The 17,569-nt window shown below is 46.0% G+C and carries 13 protein-coding genes and 1 tRNA gene; 12 read left to right on the plus strand and 2 right to left on the minus strand.

All coding sequences use genetic code 11. The features are described 5' to 3' along the window. The first annotated feature begins 73 nt into the window (after positions 1-73). Entirely contained in the window at positions 74-682 is a 609-nt protein-coding gene (locus IEV98_RS23640) for a TetR/AcrR family transcriptional regulator (RefSeq protein WP_188508532.1), read from the plus strand. Here the strand turns inward: IEV98_RS23640 and IEV98_RS23645 are convergent. Next, on the minus strand, positions 648-1,658 hold the full coding sequence (locus IEV98_RS23645; RefSeq protein WP_188508533.1) for a YpdA family putative bacillithiol disulfide reductase: 1,011 nt from the start codon (positions 1,656-1,658) through the stop codon (positions 648-650). The two genes, IEV98_RS23640 and IEV98_RS23645, sit on opposite strands and share 35 nt — an antisense overlap. Positions 1,659-1,715: 57 nt before the next feature. Next, positions 1,716-3,887 (minus strand): FUSC family protein, encoded by a 2,172-nt coding sequence (locus IEV98_RS23650; RefSeq protein ID WP_188508534.1) that lies wholly within the window; start codon positions 3,885-3,887, stop codon positions 1,716-1,718. A gap of 191 nt (positions 3,888-4,078) precedes the next feature. Here IEV98_RS23650 and IEV98_RS23655 point away from each other — a divergent pair, with 191 nt between their 5' ends. From IEV98_RS23655 to IEV98_RS23705, 11 genes are all read left to right on the plus strand, one after another. Beyond that, entirely contained in the window at positions 4,079-4,762 is a 684-nt protein-coding gene (locus tag IEV98_RS23655) for a hypothetical protein (RefSeq protein ID WP_188508535.1), read from the plus strand. Between the two features lie 28 nt (positions 4,763-4,790). Then, positions 4,791-5,486 carry a hypothetical protein gene (locus IEV98_RS23660; protein WP_188508536.1) on the plus strand — a complete coding sequence of 232 codons (696 nt, stop codon included), beginning with the start codon at positions 4,791-4,793 and terminating at the stop codon, positions 5,484-5,486. Positions 5,487-5,505: 19 nt separating this feature from the next. Further along, positions 5,506-6,465 carry a hypothetical protein gene (locus IEV98_RS23665; RefSeq protein WP_188508537.1) on the plus strand — a complete coding sequence of 320 codons (960 nt, stop codon included), beginning with the start codon at positions 5,506-5,508 and terminating at the stop codon, positions 6,463-6,465. Positions 6,466-6,553: 88 nt separating this feature from the next. Then, complete coding sequence (locus tag IEV98_RS23670; protein ID WP_229738943.1) at positions 6,554-8,764, plus strand: ATP-binding protein; 2,211 nt, start codon at positions 6,554-6,556, stop codon at positions 8,762-8,764. Between the two features lie 125 nt (positions 8,765-8,889). Further along, positions 8,890-9,531: a response regulator transcription factor gene (locus IEV98_RS23675; RefSeq protein WP_188508539.1), complete on the plus strand. Its 642-nt coding sequence runs from the start codon at positions 8,890-8,892 to the stop codon at positions 9,529-9,531. 247 nt (positions 9,532-9,778) lie between these two features. Next, positions 9,779-12,355 carry a phosphoenolpyruvate carboxylase gene (locus IEV98_RS23680; RefSeq protein WP_188508540.1) on the plus strand — a complete coding sequence of 859 codons (2,577 nt, stop codon included), beginning with the start codon at positions 9,779-9,781 and terminating at the stop codon, positions 12,353-12,355. A gap of 75 nt (positions 12,356-12,430) precedes the next feature. After that, complete coding sequence (locus IEV98_RS23685; protein ID WP_188508541.1) at positions 12,431-12,985, plus strand: DUF4142 domain-containing protein; 555 nt, start codon at positions 12,431-12,433, stop codon at positions 12,983-12,985. Positions 12,986-13,000: 15 nt separating this feature from the next. Continuing rightward, on the plus strand, positions 13,001-14,032 hold the full coding sequence (locus IEV98_RS23690) for a Gfo/Idh/MocA family oxidoreductase (RefSeq protein WP_188508542.1): 1,032 nt from the start codon (positions 13,001-13,003) through the stop codon (positions 14,030-14,032). Positions 14,033-14,178: 146 nt separating this feature from the next. Next, positions 14,179-16,245 (plus strand): polyphosphate kinase 1, encoded by a 2,067-nt coding sequence (gene ppk1 / locus IEV98_RS23695; protein WP_188508543.1) that lies wholly within the window; start codon positions 14,179-14,181, stop codon positions 16,243-16,245. Between the two features lie 6 nt (positions 16,246-16,251). After that, positions 16,252-17,145 carry a Ppx/GppA phosphatase family protein gene (locus IEV98_RS23700; RefSeq protein WP_188508544.1) on the plus strand — a complete coding sequence of 298 codons (894 nt, stop codon included), beginning with the start codon at positions 16,252-16,254 and terminating at the stop codon, positions 17,143-17,145. A 128-nt stretch (positions 17,146-17,273) separates the two neighbouring features. Beyond that, positions 17,274-17,356: transfer RNA gene (locus IEV98_RS23705), tRNA-Leu, on the plus strand. Positions 17,357-17,569: the final 213 nt, after the last annotated feature.

Below are 17,569 nucleotides of genomic sequence, written 5' to 3' on the forward strand. Positions count from 1 at the left end.
GGGTTGCTGCCCTTAACTGAACGCTCAAAGATAATAGATTGACCTGACAGCACAACTAACTTGATTGCACCGTATGATTAATGCAGATAAAAAACGCACGCAGATATTGGAGGCGGCCACCCGGCGATTCGCACATTTCGGATTGGCTAAGACCACAATGGCTGAAATCGCCCAAGACCTCTCGTTTTCTAAAGCACTATTATACTATTATTTCCCGGATAAAAACACCTTGTATGCCGCAGTGTTAGAACACGTGATTAACCAATCTTTCTACGAGATGGAAACAGCATTGCCCACCATACCGGATTGCCAGGCGACGATGATGTTTGTATTGGATAAACGAATCGAGTTTATAACGAAATATTATAATTTATTGGAATATTCCGTATCGGCTGTACAGCAGGTTCCGGATGTCATGGCGCGTGTGCTGGCAGAATCCAAAGACAAAGAGCAAACCATCATCACCAAGATACTTCAAAAAGGCATTGATAGCGGGCAATTACACGTCGAAGACGTGCAAGAAACAGCTGAAATCATGCTGTTTGCTTTGGTAGGTATGCGATTCAGTATTCTAAAAGATATAAAGGGTATGTTGTTCCCAACCAAAGGGGAATTTGACAGGATATTAAGCCTTCAGAAAAAAATGGCTACGGTGTTCTTGAAAGGGCTGGCGAAGCCTTAGCTTGGTCTTGCAAAATCCGTTTTACGATTTGTTCGGCGTGTACCCGTGAATTTTCAATAAACCACAAGTGCGTGTTCATCCCACCGCAAACTACACCGGCGAGAAAAAGGCCCGGTATGTTGGTTTCCATGGTCTCCCGGTTGTGGAAAGGTTCTCGAGAATGATCCTCAGCTAAGGTAATGCCTATTTTTTCTAAAAAAGCAAAGTTGGGCTGGTAACCGGTAAGTGCCAATACAAAGTCATTTTGGATGGTTACTAAGCCCGTTGGGGTGAGGATATCGACTTCCGTATGTCTGATTTCAACCAGCTTGCTGTTAAACAATGCACGCACTTCGCCGTTGGCAATGCGGTTTTCGATGTCGGGGCGTACCCAATATTTCACCCGGCCACCAATGCTTTCAGCCCTTACCACCAATGTTACATTTGCGCCCTTGCGGTAGGTCTCTAGGGCGGCATCCACCGAAGAATTGCTGGCACCGACCACTACCACATGTTGCCCAGCATAGTAATGGGGGTCGTTGTAATAATGACTCACTTTGGGTAAGTTTTCTCCCTTTATGTTCATCAGGCAAGGAATATCGTAAAATCCGGTTGCCACGACTACATATTGGGCCGAGTAGACCGATTTGGAGGTGATTACTTCAAATCCAGAATCGAGTGGGTTGACTGTCTTCACCTCTTCAAATAAATGGACTTCCAAGGCAAACTTCTGCTGAATGCGTCGGTAATATTCCAGCGCTTCGGCACGCTTCGGTTTCGGATTGGTCGATACAAAAGGTACACCGCCTATTTCCAAACGTTCAGACGTTGAAAAAAAAGTCATGTTTTGGGGATAGCGATACAAGGAATTAACTAAACAACCTTTTTCCACAATGAGGTAGGTCAGTCCGGCTGTCTGGGCGGCGATACCGCAGGCCAACCCGATGGGGCCGCCGCCGATGATGAGCAGGTCGTAGCGTGCTGAAGGTATTTCCATGTCGTACAAAGATACATGACAGTTTCGCGAAAACAAAACAATTGCACAGGTACGCACTTAGGTGCCTTCCGGTTGCTGGCGCTGCTGCATGAGTTCGTTGCAGCTTTTGTTTAGATCGGTTGCAATGCGGTTCAGAAAATGGAGTTGATCGGTAATCAGTCGGGATTCCTCCGAGTCGATGTTATTATCGTCGATGTCAGGTGGGGTGTCGATTTCTATTTCACGGAATTCGTCTTCATCCTCATCGGGCTCGAAAAGGTTGATGCTCTGCGCAAGTAAGAATAGCGTCTTCCGAATTACCCTCACCTGTGCGCCGGTAAGCGACGTGCTGTCGGCCCCCATCACGTTGTTGAGCAGGGTAACCGAATAAGAGGAAAGAATATGGTTGAATACAACAAATCGATTTACCTCCTTGGCATCTTTCTGTTTGCTCTTGGGTTCGGTAATCATCCGTTGGAAAGCAGAAGCCATGTTTGCGGTAGTGACGTATACATCTTTGCGGGCCAGTTTGTAGTCGGTTATGTTTGGTTGTTGACCTGCTATGACTTTGAGTGCTTGAGCCATATAGTGGTAATTGGCAATGAGCAATTTACGCATGGGGCCGTGCACCTGCATGCTTTCCCAGCTCGGTAGTATGATATAGCTTGAAAAGAAGGCCAAGCCCGACCCGATCAGTGTATCGATGATGCGTTCCCTAAGAATGGTTAGCGTATTCATATCCAAGAAGCTAAACAGGATCAGGATATAAGGTGTCATAAAAACAACACTGATGACGTAGTTGATGCGGATGAGGCTGTAAGTAGCCACCATGAAGACCAATAACAGGATAAAGAGCGACGTCTCGTCGGTAATGAACATCAAGAGAAGTGCACCACCAATACCTCCGATGATGGTGCCGATCAGCCGTTGGAAATTCCGTTGTTTGGTCAGGCTGAATCCCGGCTTCAAGATCACCATGATCGTCAGCAATATCCAGTAACTGTGTGCCCCCACATTGATGACCAATGACAGGAGGTAGCCCAGTCCCATCACAATGGCCATCCGAAGTGCGTGACGGAATAGCGTAGACTTCATGGTCAGATTTTCCCGAAGCGGCTTGAGGTCTATTTCCTTATGTTCAATAAACTTGCTGAGATCCGTTTCTTCCTTCTTGAAGGAGTTTTTAGACTCCATGTTAAAATATCCGTAGATCGAGTCGATGCGCTGGATGAGGTTACGGACATTGATCAGGATTTTCTTCAGCGGTAGCGTATTGATTTGATGGGTTGTCTCTACGTTGTCAATGGCGGCGCGTATCCGCTCCAGATCGGTCTTGAAATTGTATAATGCCGTAGGTTTTTTGTTGGCATTGATTTGATAGGAGAGGTGTGCGAGTTCGTTGCCGATTCTCCGAATGGTGGCGTTGAAATACTGAAGTACGCCAGTTGGACCAAATTGTTGGCGGATCGTATCGTAATCGTAATGGGTGGCCATGCTCTGCTCGAACAGGTCGACAATATCGGTGAAAATCACGATCAGCAACCGCCCGATCTTGGTCGTATCCTTGATCGTTTTTTTGCCACGGAATAAAAGCTCACGCACATCGTCTTGATGCTCGCTTACGATGATTTGCTGCTCGATTAAGGCACGATAGTTCTTTTCGCTATTCAGCTCAGTCGTATAAAAGTTTGCCTTGATGCGAATATAATCGGCGACATTTTGAATGGACTCAGCAAGTGCTTGCTGCGCTTGTCGATAAGGCCTTACCTGCTGTAGTGACAAGCTTAATAGCATATACCACGTGCAACCCGCCAAAATGTATGACAAATGCGCAATCACCCCGCGGGACGTGTCGTCTATGGCGTCTATACTAAGTACCATGACCAGAATACCCATGGTGCCTACCGACGAGGCACGGGCACCATAAACCGCAAACATCGAAAACAGAAACGATAGGGCAATAATAATCAATGCGAGAAGCCACGGAATACTGCTGGCCAACACCGTAATGAGGACCGATACCAATACGACTAATGTACATAACCACATGCCATTCCGCCGGTGATTTAGCGGACCAGGTGTGTCTGATAAGCCAACCACCATGGCGCCCAATGAGATGATAATGCCCACCTGAAGATTGCCAAGCAGAGAGAAAATCAGTGCAGGAACTACCGTGCCGAATGTGATACGAAGGCCGTCGGCAAAGTACTGGCTGTAAAAAAAATTCTGGATTTCTTTCGTCCTATTCATGCATAGACGGATGGTAACTGCAAAGGTACATAAAAGGATTGTGATAAAGACGAGGAGTTGGCGGTATAAAATACCCAATAGTGAGTATTTTATCTTACTTTTTACATAGCTAGGTTTGTCTCGTCAACCGATGGCCAACCATCTGTAGACCCAAAAACTTAATTTTTAAGATTCAATCAACAACAAAGACTATGAAAAGTAGAAATTTACTGATGATTTTCACTCTTGTAGCGGTAGGTTTGATCGCTACATCGCTAACCGGTTATGCCCAAAAGGCCAAGAATAGAACCATTACGATTAGCACAGAAAGTGGTGCAAGCATGTTTGTAGACGGCAACCAGGTGACCTCTCCAGCCAAGATCAAAATTTCGAAGTATGCTACGGTAAACCTGCGTGTTGAAAAAGTAGGAATGGTTACCGAGATACGGAATTATGAGAATAATGGGGTAAATGTCATCCCAAAGACCGATTTTATCCAATTGGTAAAGGATGAAGCGTACGAAAATTCGTTTGTAACCAATTTGGCCAATCAGGATATTGATATCAGACCCTCCAGGAACGCCGATGAATCGTGGATACTTTTGAATCGCATCGTCACGGGCTCTTTTGATGTCATTGCCATCATGGACAAATCCACGGGTTACATGGCCACAGCGTGGTCCGCCAAGGCATTCAATTCGGGCGTGGTTCGCACCCGGCTAATTGTGAAAACTAGCAATACCAGTCCACTGGAATATAAAGCAAAGCTGGTGTCGGAAATAGCCCCTCCAGGTACCAGTGTAAATGCGGATGAATCTTTCCGCCGGTGGGATCGAATCTTACGTACTTACGAAAATGTCATCCCCGATCTACAAAGCCGATTAGGCGTTAATTAATCAGACCTTTTTCAATTCTTTTTTAACTATGAAAGCAATCAGATATTGTATTGCCGTTTGCATGGCATTCGGTATGGCGCATCTTTCGTACGCACAACAAGCGACGGTAGTGAGGCAGGGTTACAACAATGAGTCTGACTACGGGAAATTCTATTTGCGTGTGGGCGCGAGTTTCCTGAACAACGATTTTATAACGCAATTGAACGATGGCGAGATCGGCGACGGATATTCCGCACCGACGGGACTGAACTTCGAATTGGGCAGGTATTTTTTCCTGCAATCGGAGCCTGTTGCCGACCTGTTTAAAGTGGGGATCGATGCCACATTCCTTTCAATAGGATACAATCCATTGAAATGGAACGATCCGGATGACCCAAGTTATTCGGAAAAATTTGATTTGACAACTGTTGGGGTTAAGCTTGGTCCGGTGATTTCATTCAATCCGCTAGGAGATTTATATGTCGACGCATTTGCAAAAGTTGCACCGACTGTATTGACTTCTATCGCCGGACTGGAAGATGTTGAATCGGTATTGTTTGGCTGGAAAAGTGATTTTGGAGTAAATCTTCGTTACAAAAAGGTGACACTTACGGCCGGGTATGAATCCGGTTCATTTAAATACGATTCTTACGAATACGATGAGGTTACCGACATCGAATCCTCAAGCGAGGAAAAGTTCCCGATGGGAATGTTCCAAGTCAAGCTAGGCTTACAGTTTTATTGATTGCGGCAAGGCAAGCGAGATGAAATACAACCTGGATAAATTTGCGGTGATGTTTGGTTACTTGGGAAAGGCAGCCAGTCAGTCAAACCGACCTGTTTTTGCGTCCGATGGAGGTGGTAGGCTCTCAGCGGAAGAGAAGGTAGCCGAAATCGAGCGCAAAGTATCAGCCCGCCTAGCGGTGAGAAAGTCTTATCTGTGTGGGGTGGGGCTGATCCTTTTACTGGGGACAGTACTGCCGCGTAACGCATTTTCGCAGCAAGTCGTTGGTAGCGCAGCTGTTGATGATGGGATTGATATGAATATTGCTAAGATAAACGTATTGGCGCTGCCTTTTCGCAATTTCTCCCTGCAATATGAGCGGCTGGTTTCCCGCAAAATATCCGTGGCTGTCGGTGTACGGCTGATTCCGAAAGGCGCGTTTCCGCTATTAAATGCATTTGAGTCGTATATCGATGATGAAGAGACGTTCAACGAATTGCAAAACCTTAGGGTAAACAACCAAGCCATTACCATAGAACCCCGGTTTTATTTTGGCAGGCATGACGGGCCGCGCGGCTTTTATATTGCACCGTATGCACGCTATAGCTCATATGGACTGGGGTTCGACCGATTTGAATATACCGTAGGATTGGAAACCGAAGAGGGAGATTATCAAGAGGAAACGCATACGATGGCGCTTGACGGAAACATAAACGGGTTTACAGGCGGTGTTTTATTCGGCTGTCAATGGCGGATAGCCCGCTGGGTATACTTGGATTGGTGGATATTGGGGCCCGCATACGGCGCAGCCAAAGGTAAACTTAGCGGTGCTGCACCGTTGACGCCAGCGGCACAATCAGCACTGCGAGACGAACTCAATGCATTGGAAATCCCTATGGTAAAGACCGAAGCTCATGTAGATGCTAATGGTGCACGGCTGGATATGAAAGGTCCCTGGGCTGGAGTAAGGGCAGGACTGGCGGTGGGAATACGATTTTAATTTAGAAGCTGTTTTGTGACGTTGGATAAAAAAACTATTATTGCAACATGGACTAAAAAAGCCAATATCAATTTGGACCGATTTTACGATGAAGGATTTATTAAGCTGTTACGTTTTTTTAGCGTTAGCTCTTTGCCAAACTGCTTTCGCGCAACGGAATTCGAGTCGCGATGCGATTGACAGCATAAGTCAACTTATAACGAGTGAAGTAGATCCGGAAAAACGCGATGAGTTGATTCTTAAACGCGCCGTCCAATATCCTGCCGAGGCATATGACCAAGCCGTAGAAGAGGCAGAGCAGGTACTGGTAGCAGCGCAGCGGGCCGTTAATGCCGAAGGCGTTGTGCATGCATATATTACATTGGGTAATATAAATCACAAAAGCAGAAAATACCGACAAGCCCTCGGCTATGATTCCTTGGCCCTGAATCTAGCCAAGGATGCCGGCTATCGTAAAGGGGAGGTATTGGCGTTCGGAAACATTGGCAGGGAGTTTTACGCGCGAGGCGACTTGAAGACGGCTGCCGAAAATTATTCAAAAGCACTAGCGCTGTCGCCATCAAATGCATCTACAGAAAGTTTGCTGACTTATTATAATCAGCTCGGGGTCATCAACCGGATATTCGGGGAGTTTCGACAATCCATCATCTACTTGGATAAGGGGATCGACCTGGCTGAGGAAAACCAGGAGCTCCGGTCGCTGGCGCTGCTATACATGAATAAGGCAAACACACTTGCCGAAACATCCCAATATGATGAATCTGCCACACTGCATTTAAAGAGTATAACCATTAAGGAACAACTAGGTGACAGGTTGGGGCTTGGCCAGTCATATGGGAATTTGGCCATTGTTTTCCGTAGAGCAAAGGAATATGATAAGGCAATTTCCTATTTCTTCAAAAATAGGGATATCGCCACAGCATTGGGGGAGCATAAGAGCCTTGGGCTTGTGGCGTCAAATTTAGCCGTTACCTATATCGAAAAGGGTGATTTTGATGAAGTTCGAGGTTTTTTCAACGAAGCGATCCTGAATTTTGATAAGATTTCGGATATCCGTGGGCTGGGCCTTTCTTATCATAACTACGGCAACTTCTTGTTTGATATGAACGAGCTAGACAGCGCGGAGGTCTTAATGAAGAGGGCACTGGGATTTCGGGAAAAAGTTGGATCCGATACGGAAATCAGCTCCACATTAGCCAATTTAGGGAGGTTATACCTGAAAGCCGGAAAAGTTGGTCTTGCGGAAAAGTACATATTGGATGCCCAATCACGATTGGATACGACCCACAAAACAAAAGGACTTTTGGATGTTTTCTCCTATCTAAGTACGTTGTATGCAAAGAAGGGCGACTATCGAAAGGCCTTCGAATACCAATCGAAATTTCTCGACCTCGAGAAAAGTATGCTCAATGAGAATGAACGGATCAATATATTGAAAGCCGAATCCAAATATGAGTTGGAGAAACGCGATTTACAATTGGCTTTTGAAAAGGATAAGCTACGAGAAAGGCAGTTCAACATCATTTTGATCGCTGCATTAGTGATCCTGGCATTAGTCGCCCTGATAGGTATATCGTTGTTCCGACGAAAACAGGCTAAGGAGCGACATCAAGCACAACTGATGCAACTTGCCCAAGAACACCGCATTGCTACCGCACGGGCACTGCGAGAGGCGGAAAAAGAGGAACGTAAAAAGATAGCCGGGAAGCTACACGATGAAGTGGGTGCTCAACTTTCCATTGCGAGATTGAACATCAATCAACTTGAATCAACGATGTTCGCCGCCGACAGTGAGGCCGGTGCTAAACTTGAAGCTGCGCAGAAGCTATTGGGCGATATGAGCGAAACCGTAAGGGCGATTAGCCATTCACTCATGCCCATTGCCCTTGAAAAATATGGTCTTAAGGCAGCTATCCTTGATCTCGTCGATGCGGTTAATGCTTCGGGAAAAATAAGGGTCGAGGAAGTGATTGACGGGCTAGCTAACGCCGATAGCTGGAGCGATGAATTCCGGTTTGGTCTTTACCGGATCGTGCAGGAAGTTCTTAGTAATATCATTAAACATGCACAGGCCAGTCATGTGTTGGTGCAGATCGTAGAGCTTCAGCGCTCGGTTACCATTTATATGGAAGATAATGGAAAGGGATTGGATAGCAATGGGGCGCCGTTGGGTCTCGGGCTCAAGCTGCTGAAAAGCAATATTGAATATTTCAATGGGGTCATCGAGATTAACGGACGCGAAAATCAAGGTACGTTTGTGTTGATCGAACTGCCGCTGGAAAGCCCTGCGGTTGGCTAATAGGTCCAATCCTGCGACGTTGCTCGTGGTTGGATCATTCCATTTAAAAATTGCGGTATTCCAGAAAAAATGGTAGTATTGTGCCATCATACTGATGTCACCTGAAGAATGTTAATCTACCTGCCATGGAAACACGCCTTATCATAGCTGATGATCATCCCATCGTTATACAGGGTATTAAGGATGTGCTAAGCAAACGCAAGGAGATTCATGTGGTCGCAACGTTTAGTGATGGCAGGTTGTTGTTGCAGTCGCCTATGTTGGCCAATGCAGATGTATTGCTGCTTGATCTTAATATGCCTAATATAGACGGGTTGCAGGTATTAGATGAATTGAAAAGGCTTCATCTTACCCTGAAAATCATTGTTGTTACCTCTTACCTATCCCCGCAGTTGGCCGAACAATGCAAGGATGCGGGAGCAGCGGGTTATCTGATCAAATCCGAAGACCTCCATCAGTTGGTTAAGAATATTGATGATGTACTATCCGGAAAATTGGTATTCCCCGATTTTTCTCGTTCTGAGCAGCGAACAGTGAATGATTTTTCATATTTTGATGAATTTCTGAAGAAATACAAACTCACCAAGCGTGAGGTAGAAATTATCCGGATGGTCTGCAACGATTATAATTCCAAAGAAATTGCGGATCGACTATACCTTTCCACGTTTACAGTCCAAACTCACCGACGCAATATTGTTAAGAAACTAGGATTGGACGACTCGAGAATCTCGCTGTATCGATTTGCAAAGGATAATGGCGTAATCTGATTGGGTGATTTCGGAAAATCTGATATTATTTTATTTTTAATTTTTCGTGACGTTTCTTGTTATAATTATAACACATCAGATTATTGTTAAATAAATTTTTATATATTTGGTGGTTTGGTTACTCAATATGTATTGTTTGTCGAGGGCCGGCGAACGGTATTGATCAACAATCCCTATATTAGTTTTCATAATTTCCCATCCCGAAAATCGGAGGAATTACGGAGCCTTTGAATAGTAAAATATACAGATGAATTTAAGTAAAAAACAAGCGGTCTTTGAAAGTGAAGTAGTTACTCGTTTCGAATTATTCAATAGCCTGTTCATGACGCTGCCGTTTTATCAGGTGAAGCATACCGGTACATTACTGCCTTTTTTTACAACACATTGCGAGCATGGCGTTGCTGATAAAATGGATCCGGAGGCTATTATTGAGAGTTTTTTTGGCCAATATGAACAATATGTGCGCGAGTCGGACCGGATAGATCTATTGTTTAGGATCATTCAATATATCGAGCGGCAGGTAGTGCTCTTTGACGCAGTGGAAGATGCCGCCTTCCGCAAAACAGGCCGCTCCGATGAAGCAGGACTGCTCGATTCGGTTTTTAAACAAACGGAAAACAATAAAGAGCTTCGAAGCAAACTGGTAGAAAAGCTTAATGATTTTTCATTGCGACTGGTTTTGACAGCCCATCCTACGCAATTCTATCCCGGACCTGTTTTGGCAATCATTACCGATTTGATTGAAGCGCTGAAGACAAACGATATCCACAATATTCATCTTTTGCTGCAACAGTTGGGTAAAACGCCGTTCATGAAAAAGAATAAGCCGACGCCGGTGGATGAGGCTGTTAGTTTGGCTTGGTTTCTTGAGAAAGTATTTTATCCAGTGGCTTCGGGTATTCAATCCAAGATTGAAGACGAATTCGATCTTCCCGCCGATGAAAACAGGCAGTTGGTAGAGCTTGGTTTTTGGCCTGGTGGCGATCGCGATGGTAACCCAAATGTGACGGTTGAAAGCACCAAGCGTGTGGCGCTACTGTTACGCGCTGTTCTCTTTCGCTGCTATTACCGGGATTTCAGGATACTCAAACGGCGGATCACCTTCAAAGGTGTTGAGAAATATATGGACGTGCTGCAGGACCGATTTTACGAGAATAGCTTTAACCCGTCGGAAAATCCCGAAAATGAAAAGCCGGTGATCGTCCACAATCTCAAAGAAATTAAACGGGTACTGACCGACTATCACGATGGGTTATTTGTGGAGCTGGTGGATGATTTGCTTCGCAAGGTAAAAACCTTTGGGTGTTTCTTTGCTACGCTTGATATCCGGCAGGATAGCAGCATCATCCGGCAGACCCATGCCTACCTGCGGAAGGCCTATGCTGAACGCATAACGATACCGGATAATTTCGAGCAATTGGACGAAGTAGGTAAGCAACAGGCACTGAAATTTGAAGAACACGATTTGGCACCAGGAAAAGATGCTTCTGCGTTGGTAGCCGATACGCTACAGGTTATCCGGCTGATCAGCGGCATTCAGCAATCAGGCGGCGAACGGGCGGCCCAGCGGTTTATCATCAGCAATTGCCAACAGGCCTACGACATCTTGGAGCTGATGGAGCTTTTCCTGTGGAGTGGGTGGAAAACAGAGTCGCTGCATATCGATTTTGTGCCTTTGTTTGAAACCGTTGATGACCTTAAGCGTGCGGCAGCAGTGATGGACAGGTTATACACGCATCCCCAATACCAGGCGCACCTCAAACGCCGCGGCAATAAGCAAACGGTTATGCTTGGTTTTTCTGACAGTACGAAAGACGGAGGATACCTGATGGCGAATTGGTCGATTTATAAGGCCAAAATAGAACTTACGGCTATAGCACGCCAGTACGATGTTGATTTGGTGTTTTTCGATGGGCGCGGCGGTCCACCGGCGCGCGGTGGTGGGAAGACACAGCGCTTTTATGCATCCATGGGCAAAGAAATCGCCAATGATCATATCCAGCTAACGATACAGGGGCAAACCATCAGCAGCCAATACGGCTCGCTGGATACTGCGCATTATAACATTGAACAGTTGCTTCACGCGGGGCTTACCTCGCATATTGAGCAAAGAAACGGGGATACCTTGTCGACCGACAAAAAGGAGTTGATCGAATACATGGCCCAAATCAGCCACGGACGATTTTTGGAGTTGCGGCATAATCCACTGTTTCTCAAATATCTCGAGCATTTCAGTCCGCTCAAATTCTTGTCACAGATCAATATTAGCAGCCGGCCGGTCAAACGGAATGCGGATAGGGAATTGCGTTTGGAAGATTTGCGGGCAATTAGTTTTGTCACATCCTGGAGCCAGTTAAAGCAGAATATACCCGGATTTTATGGCGTGGGTTCAGCACTTAAGCAGGCAGAGCAAGACGGGAAATGGGAGCAGGTGAAAGACCTCTATGAAACGTCGAGGATGTTCCAAACCATTATAGACAATTGTATGATGTCGATGTCGAAATCGAATTTCGACCTGACTTCCCACATCCAGCACGACGAAACCTTTGGCGCGTTTTGGAAGGAAATGCGCGATGAGTACGAGCGCACTACCGAGTACATATTGAAACTCAGCGGAAGCAAGGTGTTGATGGAAAACTATCCGGTGGAACGGGCGTCGATAGCACTACGGGAGAAAATCGTCTTGCCGCTGCTGATCATCCAGCATTATGCTATTAAAAAGTTGCAAAAAGGTAAGCTTAATGAAAAGGATCAAGAAGTGTTTTCTAAATTGATCACCCGAACCATCTACGGGGTCGTCAACGCAGGCCGGAATCTGGCCTGATGGAATGCCCGATAAAATTGTTGATGGGAATGACATTTTTAGCTAAGTTTGTTGCATTAAATGATTAAATTCAATATGAAATTCCATACCATTTCTTTCGTTGCTGCTTTTAGTGCGGTTGCCTTGTTGGGATCCTGTAGCCGATCCGGCGAACCTGTTGGACGTAATAAACTCTACCTTAATGCAACGGATACGGATTCTGAAGCATTCACATTCCTGAAAACCGTACATGAAAAGGCGGTTTTTGAAACCGAATTGGCAAAATACGTTGCATCTACTTCAGCCTCGTCTGAAGCGAAGACATTGGCGGCTGACGTTGTAAAGACATACGATGCAATCATCCCCGAACTGGAAGAGCTGGCTGCTACGTTTCATGTCGTTTTACCAAGCCCGGGAATGCCAGCATTTGTTCTGCCGGACCAGTTTTTGGCCGATAGTCTGGCTAGTTTTGATAATGCGGCTTATGCTGGACACGTTCAACATGAGCAAGAAGCTATACGGGCACAGTTTGAGCGACTTAGCCGGAATACAATCAGCGAGTTGAGGGTATATGCGAATGAAAAACTCCCTGCCGTGAAAACGCTTTTTGCCGCCGCGGGTGGTGAAGAAGACCATGGTGCCCACCATTGATAACATTGTAATGCCATGTCCAAAAAAAGCATAGTCACAGGTATTTTATCGTATGGTATGTCCGGAAGGGTATTCCATGCGCCGTTCATCAATCAGAAGACGCGGTTTGAACTGCGGGCCGTTGTTGAGCGACATGAGAAGCGTGCCAAGCAACGGTATCCCGACATCATCAGCTACGACTCCGTAGATGAGCTGTTGAATGACGATAGTATCGAACTGGTCATCGTTAATACGCCAAACAATACCCATGTGGACTATGCGATACGGGCATTGAGGGCTGGTAAGCATATTCTCGTTGAGAAACCTTTTGCCCCGAATAGTGCGGAAGCGAAGCACGTGTTCGACGTAGGAAAGGAAATGGGCAAACATGTCATGGTATTCCAAAATAGAAGATGGGACAGCGACTTCAAATTGCTCAAACAGGTGGTGGGGCGTGAGCTGTTGGGGGAGCCGATTGAGTTGCACGTCAGGTTCGATCGCTATCGTATGGAGAAAAGTCCCAAAACCTTTAAGGAGCAAAAAATTCCAGCAAGTGGTGTACTCTATGACCTCGGCCCTCACCTCCTTGATCAAGTAATCAGTTTGTTCGGTAAGCCCGAGAAGAGCATAAAGATCGTCTCCACCCATCGACCGGGCTCTGAAGTGGATGATTTTTCAAGCTTGGTACTTACCTACCCAAAGGGGCTTACCGTATTTATCTATGCAAGTTTGCTGGTAGCTAATCCGCTTCCAGCTTACGTATTACACGGTACCAAAGGCTCCTTTCAAAAGGTAAGGGCGGATGTGCAGGAAGACCAATTGCAGGCAGGAATCTCACCAAAAGACCCAGAATACGGGATAGAGCCCATCGGAAAAGAAGGGTTGATTACACTCATGAAACCGAATGGCGATCGGGAAATGCGTTACCGCGAAGCCCTTAAGGGAGACTACAATGATCTGTTCAATGCAGTGTATGCACAGATACGGAAAGAGGAGCCTTTTCCCGTGAAGCAGGAGGAAATCCTCTGGCAACTGGAAATCCTTGAGCAATCAGCGTTGAATGGGTGATGATATTTAGTGTTTATTTAGTTATTCCCGTCGTTAAGCGTTAAGTCCGTTACCAATACGATGTTTGCTTATCGTGAATTAATACACGATTAACATAAAGGAAACTTTGCATTGTTATTATTGGCCGAGTAACTTAAGACGGCCGTATGTTAACAGTTGTGAAGCGCAAATTCCCCCTTATAAACCGAGAAATAAGCTGGTTGTATTTCAACGAGCGGGTGCTGCAGGAGGCCGCGGATAAGACCGTTCCTTTGATGGAGCGTCTTCGTTTTCTGGCTATTTTTTCATCCAATCTGGATGAATTTTACCGGGTACGGGTGGCTACGCTCAACCGGCTGGTAGACATTAACAATAAGACCAAGACCATGCTTGGCTTCAATCCGAAGAAACTCCTCAATGAAATAAAAAATATCGTGGTAAAGCTCGAAAAGCGCTTCGACTACCTTTATGAGCAGGAGATCATCAAAGAATTAGAAGCACGAAAGATTTTTATCATCAACGAGCATCAGCTGAATGTTGCAAGAGGTGCTTATGTGCGTGGTTTTTTTAGGCAGCAGGTGTTGCCCACCCTTGTGCCCATTATGCTGGAAGGCGATGACTCGGCTAAACCATTTCCAGAGCTCAAGGACAGGCACATCTATTTTATCGTGAAACTGACCTTCCGAAAGAAGGTCAAATACGCCCTGATCGAAATCCCCACTTCCATTTTTTCAAGGTTTCTCATATTGCCTGAAAACAAAGAGCTGAAGTTTATCATTTTATTGGATGATATCATCCGGTATTGCTTGGATGATCTGTTTTTCATTTTCGAGTACGATACGGTAGAAGCTTATAGCATACAGCTTACGCGTGATGCAGAATTGGATATCGATGCCAATGTAAGTGAAAAGTTTGTTGATGCGCTGATGCACAGCCTTCAGCGCCGGGATAAAGGGAGGCCTATGCGGCTGCTTTACGATAGTGATATTCCGTTGGACACACTCAATTACCTCGTTTCTCGCATGCAGCTGGATCAGGAAGCACTCATCCCGGGTGGGCGATACCACAATTTCAAGGACTTCGTCGACTTCCCCAATGTCGGGGGGGAGCCGTTGGAATACCCACCCATGACCCAGCTAAGAGTCAATAATTTGGATTTGAGCCGGAGTATATTTAGCCAAATGGCACAGCGTGATTATTTGGTCAGCCTGCCATACCAATCGTTCGACTATATCGTCCATTTTCTTCGGGAGGCGGCTATAGACCCCAAAGTGAAGGAAATCAATATATGCCTATACCGTTTGGCGGAAAATTCCAGCGTTATCAATGCGTTGATCAATGCGGCACAAAACGGGAAAACGGTCAATTGCCTGCTCGAATTGAAGGCCCGTTTTGATGAGGAAGCAAATATCTACTGGCGCAATCGACTGGAAGAAGGCGGTGTCAATGTCAATATAGGTGTTGTGCAATATAAAGTCCATGCCAAGGTTTGCCTCGTTACCCGGCGAGAGAAGCGGGGGCTGGTTTATTATGCCAACCTTGCAACGGGTAATTTCAATGAGAAGACGGCTAAGCACTACTGCGACCATAGCTTATTCACGATTGATCCGTTAATAACTAAGGATTTAAAGCATCTTTTTAAAGGCTTGGAAAAGCAGGTGTTTTACAATGGTTATAAGTCCATTATCACCTCACCGTTGGGAACACGCCAGCGATTGTACCAGCTCATTGCAAATGAAATAGAAATGACCAGGTTGGGGAAGAAGGGATACCTAATCCTCAAAATGAATAGTCTTTCGGATGAAGAGATGATTGAAAAACTCTATGAGGCTAATAATGCTGGAGTGACCATTCAGCTCATCATCCGCGGCATGTGTTGTCTCGTGCCGGGACAGGAGGGGTTCAGTGAGCGGATCACCGTTAGGAGTATCGTGGACCGGTACCTGGAGCACGCGCGGGTATGGATTTTTGGAAATGGTGGTGACGAATTGATGTACCTGTCGTCTGCCGATTTGATGACACGCAATATTGATCGCCGGGTGGAGGTTGCTTTCCCTATTCTCGATGCCCGTATCCGGAAGGAAATACGCGATATCATCGACATCCAATTGCGGGATAATACCAAGGCCCGCGAAATCAATCAGTTGAATAATAATCGCTATATCGGCGCCAAGAGTAAAATCAGGCACCGTGCGCAGGAAGACATTTACAATTATCTTAAATATAAATCCTAATAGAACGTGAGGTACGCAGCAATAGACATCGGATCAAACGCAGTAAGGCTCCTTATAGCCGACATCATTCAGAACAACGATATCGTGTCGTTCAAAAAAAATACATTGGTGCGGGTGCCATTGCGTCTTGGCGACGATGCCTTTATCGATCGACGGATATCCGAATCCAAGGCCGTGGATTTGGTGAAGACAATGTTAGCCTTCCGCAACCTGATGGATGTATACAAGGTAAGTGAGTACATGGCCTGTGCCACATCTGCCATGCGTGAAGCCACGAATGGCGGGTCGTTGGTTGAAGATGTCAAGGCCGCAGGGATAGACCTTCAGATTATTGACGGTGCCGAAGAGGCAAGAATCGTATGTAGCAGCCATATCGAGCAACACGTTGCCAATAAAAAGGCTTACCTGTATATCGATGTTGGCGGAGGAAGCACAGAATTGTCCGTATTTGCCGATGGCACCTTGTTGGCGTCCACGTCGTTCAATATCGGCACCATCCGCATACTGGATAACCAAGATAAAGAGGAAACGTGGGATGAGATGAAAGCATGGGTGAAAATCCACACGCGCGAGTTTAAATCTGTCTATGGCATTGGCACGGGTGGCAATATCAATAAGTTGTCCCGGCTTGCCAACAATAAGGAAGATAAGCCCATTTCATTTGCTAAATTGAAGTCGTTGTACGAATACTTGAATTCCTTTTCGTTGAAGGATCGAATCAATGTGCTTGGGTTGAACAATGACCGTGCGGACGTAATTATACCCGCTTGTGAGATTTTCCTTACCTTGATGAAGCATGGTCATCTCCGGCAAATCATCGTTCCGCGCGTGGGTTTAGCGGATGGCCTTATCCAAACGTTGATCGATAGGCACCTAGCGCCGACTTTGCGCGAAGCCTGAGTTCAGTTTTCACCTATAGCCCTGTCTTTCAGGGCTGGATGAGCGAACGATAAAAATTGTTTTATATGCCGTTTCTGTAAACTTGCATATCAATACAATTTTATCTAAGTTTGCGCCTGTTAATCCCCGCGGAAGTGGCGAAATTGGTAGACGCACCATCTTGAGGGGGTGGCGCCTTACGGGCGTGGCAGTTCGAATCTGCTCTTCCGCACCGACGAAAAAAGCCTCTGCTAAAGCAGGGGTTTTTTCATTTAAAAGGGTGCGCCAAGCTTGCTTGAGCGTGCCCTTTTAAATGAAAAAAAATAAGCACGGAGTGCTAGGCTTTTTTCGTTGCAGCCACCCCTTTACAGATGGCTGCGGCCGTCGCGTGCGGGGTAGTGGGGCACAGCCAATCTGCTCTTCCGCACCGACGAAAAAAGACCTC

Origin of the sequence: Parapedobacter pyrenivorans (genome assembly GCF_014636865.1) — a bacterium.
In the GTDB taxonomy this organism is placed as follows: Bacteria; Bacteroidota; Bacteroidia; order Sphingobacteriales; family Sphingobacteriaceae; genus Parapedobacter; species Parapedobacter pyrenivorans.